Origin of the sequence: Nostoc sp. WHI, from assembly GCF_015714725.1 — a bacterium.
GTDB lineage: Bacteria > Cyanobacteriota > Cyanobacteriia > Cyanobacteriales > Nostocaceae > Nostoc.
On the sequence record NZ_WBKM01000172.1, the window covers coordinates 1 to 6590 of the forward strand.

7 protein-coding genes are annotated in these 6590 nt (G+C 43.1%); 2 read left to right on the plus strand and 5 right to left on the minus strand.

The window, feature by feature from the left end; all coding sequences use genetic code 11:
• A partial coding sequence (locus F8S12_RS17860; protein ID WP_196517477.1) for a cobaltochelatase subunit CobN occupies positions 1-588 on the plus strand: 588 nt, incomplete at its 5' end.
• Between the two features lie 9 nt (positions 589-597).
• The gene (locus F8S12_RS17865) at positions 598-1737 is read left to right on the plus strand and encodes a peptidoglycan-binding domain-containing protein (protein ID WP_196517478.1); all 1140 of its coding nucleotides are present in this window, start codon (positions 598-600) and stop codon (positions 1735-1737) included.
• A 131-nt stretch (positions 1738-1868) separates the two neighbouring features.
• Here the strand turns inward: F8S12_RS17865 and F8S12_RS17870 are convergent, their stop codons facing one another.
• The 5 genes from F8S12_RS17870 to F8S12_RS40705 form a co-directional block, all read right to left on the minus strand.
• A complete protein-coding gene (locus tag F8S12_RS17870) occupies positions 1869-2324 on the minus strand; it encodes a Fur family transcriptional regulator (protein ID WP_196517479.1) in 456 nt (151 codons plus the stop codon).
• Positions 2325-2628: 304 nt separating this feature from the next.
• Entirely contained in the window at positions 2629-3879 is a 1251-nt protein-coding gene (gene sigC / locus F8S12_RS17875; protein WP_196517480.1) for an RNA polymerase sigma factor SigC, read from the minus strand.
• 560 nt (positions 3880-4439) lie between these two features.
• Positions 4440-5369, minus strand: a complete 930-nt coding sequence (locus F8S12_RS17880) for an NAD(P)H-dependent glycerol-3-phosphate dehydrogenase (RefSeq protein WP_196517481.1) — start codon at positions 5367-5369, stop codon at positions 4440-4442.
• 52 nt (positions 5370-5421) lie between these two features.
• Positions 5422-6300, minus strand: a complete 879-nt coding sequence (gene lipA, locus F8S12_RS17885) for a lipoyl synthase (RefSeq protein WP_196517482.1) — start codon at positions 6298-6300, stop codon at positions 5422-5424.
• 59 nt (positions 6301-6359) lie between these two features.
• The coding region (locus tag F8S12_RS40705; RefSeq protein ID WP_230968083.1) for a hypothetical protein at positions 6360-6590 on the minus strand (231 nt) is incomplete at its 5' end.

Consider the following 6590-nt stretch of genomic DNA (forward strand, 5'->3'; position numbering starts at 1 on the left):
CCACTCCCCTCTCCCGAAGCCTTCAAGCAACGCTTGGCGCAAATGCAAGTTGTGTTGCACAATCAAGACAACCGTGAACATGACCTGCTCGATTCTGATGATTATTACCAATTTCAGGGTGGCTTAACAGCTGCGGTGCGTTCTCTACAAGGAAAAAACCCCCAAACTTATTTTGGTGATAATTCCATACCCGCCCAACCACGAGTCCGCCAACTGAAAGAAGAAATTGCAAGAGTGTATCGTTCTCGTGTAGTTAATCCCAAGTGGATTGCCGGAGTCATGCGCCACGGTTACAAAGGTGCCTTTGAAATGGCAGCGACGGTAGATTTTTTATTCGCCTACGATGCAACAGCTAAATGTGTCGAAGACTATATGTATCAAGGCATAGTAGACGCTTATTTGCTCGATCCAGTTGTTTCGGAATTTATTCAGGAAAAGAACCCTTATGCTCTGCGTGATATTGCTGAAAGATTATTAGAAGCACACAAGCGCAATTTGTGGGAGGATGTAAATATAGGAACATTAGAAGCTTTGAGGAACCTAGTACATCAAGCTGAAGCAGTTATCGAAGAAAAATCAATGGTGTAGGAAATAAACATGGAGAATCTTGCGTATTTGCACCTAGCTTTCGCCTACGAAGACAGCACACCCAGTGAATTGGTCTCCCTCAGTTCTTTGTTTAACAAAGCAGCTGCACCAGACTGGAAACGGCTTTCTGGTAGGGCTTGGAAGTATATGTTGCCCCTTGCTCTGTCTTTGTCCATTGTTGGCGCACTCAGCAGCGTCATGGCACTGGAAATAGGCGATCAAGGCCCTTCTGTCAGGAATCTACAACAAAAGTTGAAAACAGCAGGTTTTTACCAAGCTTCCGTCACCCAAATATATGACGGAACCACAGAAGACGCTGTGCGACGCTTCCAAAGAGCCACTGGCTTACCAGTGGACGGTATTGTTGGAGCAACCACCCTACAAAAATTAGAAAGCTGGCAAGCTAAAAGGCCCACTGCTGTAGGTACACAAGCCAAAAGGCCTACTGCTGTAGGTACACAAGCCAAAAAGCCCAGCACCACTAGTTCAGCTAGTTCAGCAACCACCCAGCGCCGTAATCCCAACTACCTTGTTAAGGGGAACGAAGGCGAAGATGTCAGAGTTTTGCAAGAACGCTTAAGAGTCGCAGGCTTTTATTACGGGAATGCCACAGGAATATTTGGCCCGATTACCGAAGAAGCTGTCAAGCGGTTCCAAGATTCTTACAAATTAGATGTTGATGGAATTGTTGGCCCAGCAACATTACGTAAATTGCCGGGAGTTGGCGTCGGTGATGGACAAGAGGCTCCCAAAAAAGTAGTCAATCGGGATAAACTCCGCATTGGCGATCGCGGTGAGCCAGTTAGAATTGTTCAAGAACAATTGATCCAAGCAGGATATTTGGAAGGAGAGCCAAATGGCTACTATGGCCCCTATACTGCCGATGCTGTACGGAGATTTCAAGCGGCTAATTTCTTAGCAGCAAGCGGCGTTGCTGGCCCAACTACTAGAGCTAAGTTATATAGCTCAGTTAATACTGTAAGCAAAAGCGAGTTTAATACCTTAGAAATCCAAACCCGACTACGGGAACGGGGTTTTTATAAAGGCAAACTGAACGGCATGATGGCAGATGACACCAAAAAAGCCATTAAACAAGCTCAGGAATTCTACGGCATCAGTCTCAAGGATGTTAAGAGCGGACGCTTTTAACATCCGCTTTGGTGTTGTTAGTATCAGTACCCAACTGCTTGCTTGCCTCCAGTAACAGCAAATTACGAACTGCTCAAAATTCCACTTATTTGGTTGATTTGAGTAGTTTCGTCTTATTATCCACCCAAGTGCTAAAGCGGCATCAGTGCCCTCTGGCACTTGGGACACACTGCATGGATAGTCATTTGACAGTCAAGCAGGTGAAAGCCCTCTTTTTGAGCCGTTTTCGACCCAATTTTTAAAATTGAGTCGTTTTTAAACTCAATAGTTGAGTTACACCTGACACAAATTAAGTGATGGTGATGATGAGGATAGGGCTGGTTGAGTTCATAATGCTTATGTCCCTCGCCCAGTTCTAGTTCCCGTAAAATTCCCATCCTTGCCATCAACTTCAAACTCCGATAAATAGTTGATAGACTAATCCCTTTGCCATCAGTTTCTAGCCGATGATAAAGATCCTCCGCGCTCAGATGTTCACCTTGCGGAAGTTCTTGAAAAATGTGTAGAATTGTCTCGCGCTGGGGAGTTAAACGCCAGCCTCGTTCATTCAGTTCTGCCTTAAGTGAAGTAGTTGTGTAGACAGTCATACTAATATTTCTCAACAAAGCCTGTTAGTTGAGAATATAACAAATATTCTAAGAGATTTGCAACAATCATTGCCTATTGAGAATTATTACCAAATGCCTAACAAAAATTAATAAAATCTTAATCAAAAATCAGGTGTGCATTTAATTTACATACAGTTTATGGTCACGATGCTTGCCACAATTGCATCACTTCATTTTGAATTGCTTAGTTGCTCCTTTACTAAGCAAAACCGTCCCTCTCCGACTCGGAAAGGGACAGACTTAAACTTTAATTGAAGGCAGAAAGAGGTTCGTCGAACTCACGTTAAGTTAGAGATTCCAAATAGTCGCGGATGAGGTTGCGGCGCTTTGGTTGGCGCAGCTTTTGCAATGCCTTGGATTCTATTTGTCGAACTCGTTCCCGCGATAAGTCAAGAGCGCGTCCAATTTCCGCTAAAGAGTAAGGATGACCATCTGCCAAACCAAACCGCATCAAAATTACGTCGCGTTCCCGGCTAGTTAAATCTGATAGAAGATGATGCAAGTCTCTTTGTAAAGATTCTCGCATTAACATCTCTTCTGGGGTTACACTGTCAGTCTCCAGTAATTCGCCTAACTCAGTATCTTTATCCTTGCCTACCTTCGTTTCTAAGGAAATAGAGCGAGGAACCCGTAACAAAACTTCTCGTACTTGAGTAGGTGTCATCTCTAACTCAGTAGCTAAATCTTCTAAAGTAGGGGTGCGACCTTTTTCTTGAGCAATTTTGCGTTGGGCTTTCTTGATTTTGTTTAACTTTTCTGTAATATGGACAGGTAGGCGAATTGTACGACTAGAAGTTGCGATCGCTCTTGTAATTCCCTGACGAATCCACCAGTAAGCATAAGTACTAAAGCGATAACCCTTAGTTGGGTCAAATTTTTCTACAGCCCGCTCTAAACCTAATGTGCCTTCCTGGACTAAATCCAACAATTCCAAACCACGATTTTGATACTTCTTGGCAACAGACACAACCAGGCGAAGATTAGCCTTGATCATGTGTTCTTTTGCTTGGAGTCCTTGGGACTGAACTTGCTCCAACTCTTCTACTGTCAACTTGGCGATTTCAGCCCAGCGACGTTTGCCATCTGCCAAAGTCGGTCTAAGATTGGATAAAATTATACCAGCCGTGGCAGCCCATCTTTCCAAAGAGGGGCGATGTCCTAGTTCGGAGGTCAGACGCTCTTGAACTTCAATTAACTGGAGATAGGGCGTGATTACTTCATCCCCAAGCTTTGCAGCGTTAGCAAGCACTATCCGCATCCGCAAGTAGCGCTGAACTTTTTGAGCTTCTGAAACCTCTTCATCCCGCCCTAACAAACGAACCCGACCAATTTCTTGAAGATATAGACGTACTAGGTCTGTACTACGACGGTTAGTGTTAGCAGCAAAGTTAGCATGGTCAGCAGAAGCGATATCTAGCTCCTGGAGATCATCTACTGATAACTCACTCTCATCACCCGTGAGATCCGAGTCCAAAGCCTGGCGGGACTTTCTGGTATTATAGGCGGCATCTGCATAAAAAGATGTTGCTGGCATAAAGCGTCTCAATGGCTCCAGGTAACAATAGATTGCGGTCAGCTTAGATTACGGTCAGCTATTCAACTGTTGCTATTGTTCCCGTGATTTACGATGAACTAACACGTTTAAAGATTCCATTACAATTTTTTTTAGAAATTAACTGTAATGGTTTTATTCGATACAGTATTGCTGAACTTAATCGGCTGCTAAATTTTTGATTGAATCAATAGCTATTCAAATCCGCAGCTAGGCTTTCAATATTTCAACTACTTAGTTAACATTTCAACCTTGATGGTTATTGATAGTTATTTTTGTCACATGGTATAAAGATACTTCAGTGAATATGATGTTTATAATTGGCATAGTCACATTTACATGGCTATGAAAGTAATATCCTGACGATTTAACAATTTTTTCTCAGGATTATTTGGGAATAAGTTTAACTAATAGATGACGGTGGAAGTGATTAGTATTAACGGCAAAATACTATCTATTTTGATAGGTTCGTAGTTTATGCTTTAGTGAAGACAGCATAATCTACGAACAATTTATACCTCTATTTATTGATAGACTACTAACTAGTAGTTGTACTCTGGCTTAATATCTCGCAACATCAGTTCATCAAGTGCTTGTCGGGGTGTGATTTCACCTTGAAGTAACCGATAAACTTGTTCGGTAATTGGGACAGCAATGTTTTGTTGCTTGGCTCGTTGCATCAAAACCTGGCAAGTGTTCACTCCTTCAGCAGTTCCCTGTAGATTTGCGAGAGTTTCTGTAAGTGTCTTACCACCAGCTAGCTGATAGCCAACTTGGTAATTGCGACTTAAGGGACTATTGCAGGTTGCTAACAAATCTCCTAGACCCGATAAACCATAAAATGTTTCTATCTTTGCACCCCAGTCGTTACCAATGCGAACCATTTCTGTAAGTCCACGGGTGACTAAAGCAGCTTTGGCATTGGTTCCCAGTTGTAAACCATCGCACACACCAGCTGCGATCGCAATGACATTTTTCAGTGTTCCCCCTAGTTCCACACCCAAGGGGTCGGGATTGGTATATACCCGGAAACGATGAGAAGAAAATACTAACTGCACTATTTCCGCAGCTGTAAGAATATTACTAGCTACCACCGTAGCTGCTGGTAATCCTAGCTGAATTTCTTTCGATAAATTAGGCCCAGACAAAACAACTACTGCATGGTTAGGGAATACTGTTTGCCAAATTTGCGACGGTGTACAGGTGGTTTGAGGGTCTAAGCCTTTCGTCGCCGTGACAAAAATTGTCTCTAAAGAAAGGGGGAAAGACTGGACTTGGTAAGCAACATCTCTCACACCAATCATTGAGATAGCCGACAGAACTATTTGGACATTTTGCAGCACTGCCTGGAGAGTTTGGGAACCTTGACGCGACCAGACACGCACCTCATGACCATTCGCTGCTGCTAGATTTGCCAAAGATGCACCCCAAGCACCCGCACCCAGAATTGCAACAGATTTTGAATTAGTCATTAATCACCAGTCTCCCCATCCTCTTAGCAATCTAAAATCTAAAATCTAAAATCTAAAATTGACTGCGGGGGTAACGTTCCATTAATTTCCTAACTTCCTCTGCATGATATGAACTTCTTGTCAACGGTGAAGAAACAACTTGTAAAAATCCTATTTCTTCGCCGAATGCTTTCCAAGCAGCAAATTGTTCTGGGTTAATAAATTCATTAACTTGCAAGTGTTTTTGACTGGGTTGGAGGTATTGGCCGATTGTCAAAATGTCGCAATCTACAGTTCGCAAGTCTTGCATGACTTGCCGGACTTCCTTGTCAGTTTCACTGAGTCCAACCATGATGCCGGATTTAGTGTATGTGCTAGGAGAAAGTTGGCGAGTTCGCTGCAATAATTCTAATGTGCGATCGTAGTTTCCTTGGGGACGCACCCGGCGATATAGGCGTGGAACAGTTTCCGTATTATGGTTTAATACTTCTGGCGCGGCTTGGAGAATCATTTCTAAAGCATTCCAATTGCCGCACAAGTCAGGAATTAGCACCTCGATTGTGGTGTTAGGTGAGACAGAGCGAACCGCATCAATGCATTCGACAAACTGAGATGCACCACCATCTGTTAAATCATCTCGATTTACAGAAGTGATCACAACATGATTGAGTTTCATGCGGCGAACAGCTTCCGCAAGTCGTGTAGGTTCCGTGGAGTCTAGTGGTTGGGGTTTTTTCTCAAAATCAATATCGCAGTAGGGACAAGCGCGTGTACAAGCCGGGCCCATAATCAAAAACGTGGCAGTACCAGCATTGAAGCATTCACCTATATTTGGACAGGACGCTTCTTCACAAACTGTATTGAGGGCTAAATCCCGCAAAATTTCTTTAACGTTACCGATGCGCTCATGCTGAGGTGCTTTTACCCGCAACCAGTCTGGTTTTACAGTCACAATCCGCTTTTACCACTAGAGTTATACAAATTTAATCGTAGCAAGCAAAGCAGCAATTCTCATTTTGAAATAAATAGGGTATTAATCGCCATTTTGAAATTCAATACGTAGCACAAAATAATTAGTTTTTTAGGGAAAGGCGTAGGCGCAGCGCGCACTTCTCTACAAGACGCTCCGCAAAGGGCAAGCTCAGTGACCACCGCAGGCATCACTAAAAAATAATTGACTACAATTATTAAGTATAAATACTGACATATTTGAGGGATTTGCTTAAAAACGAAGGGTAAATC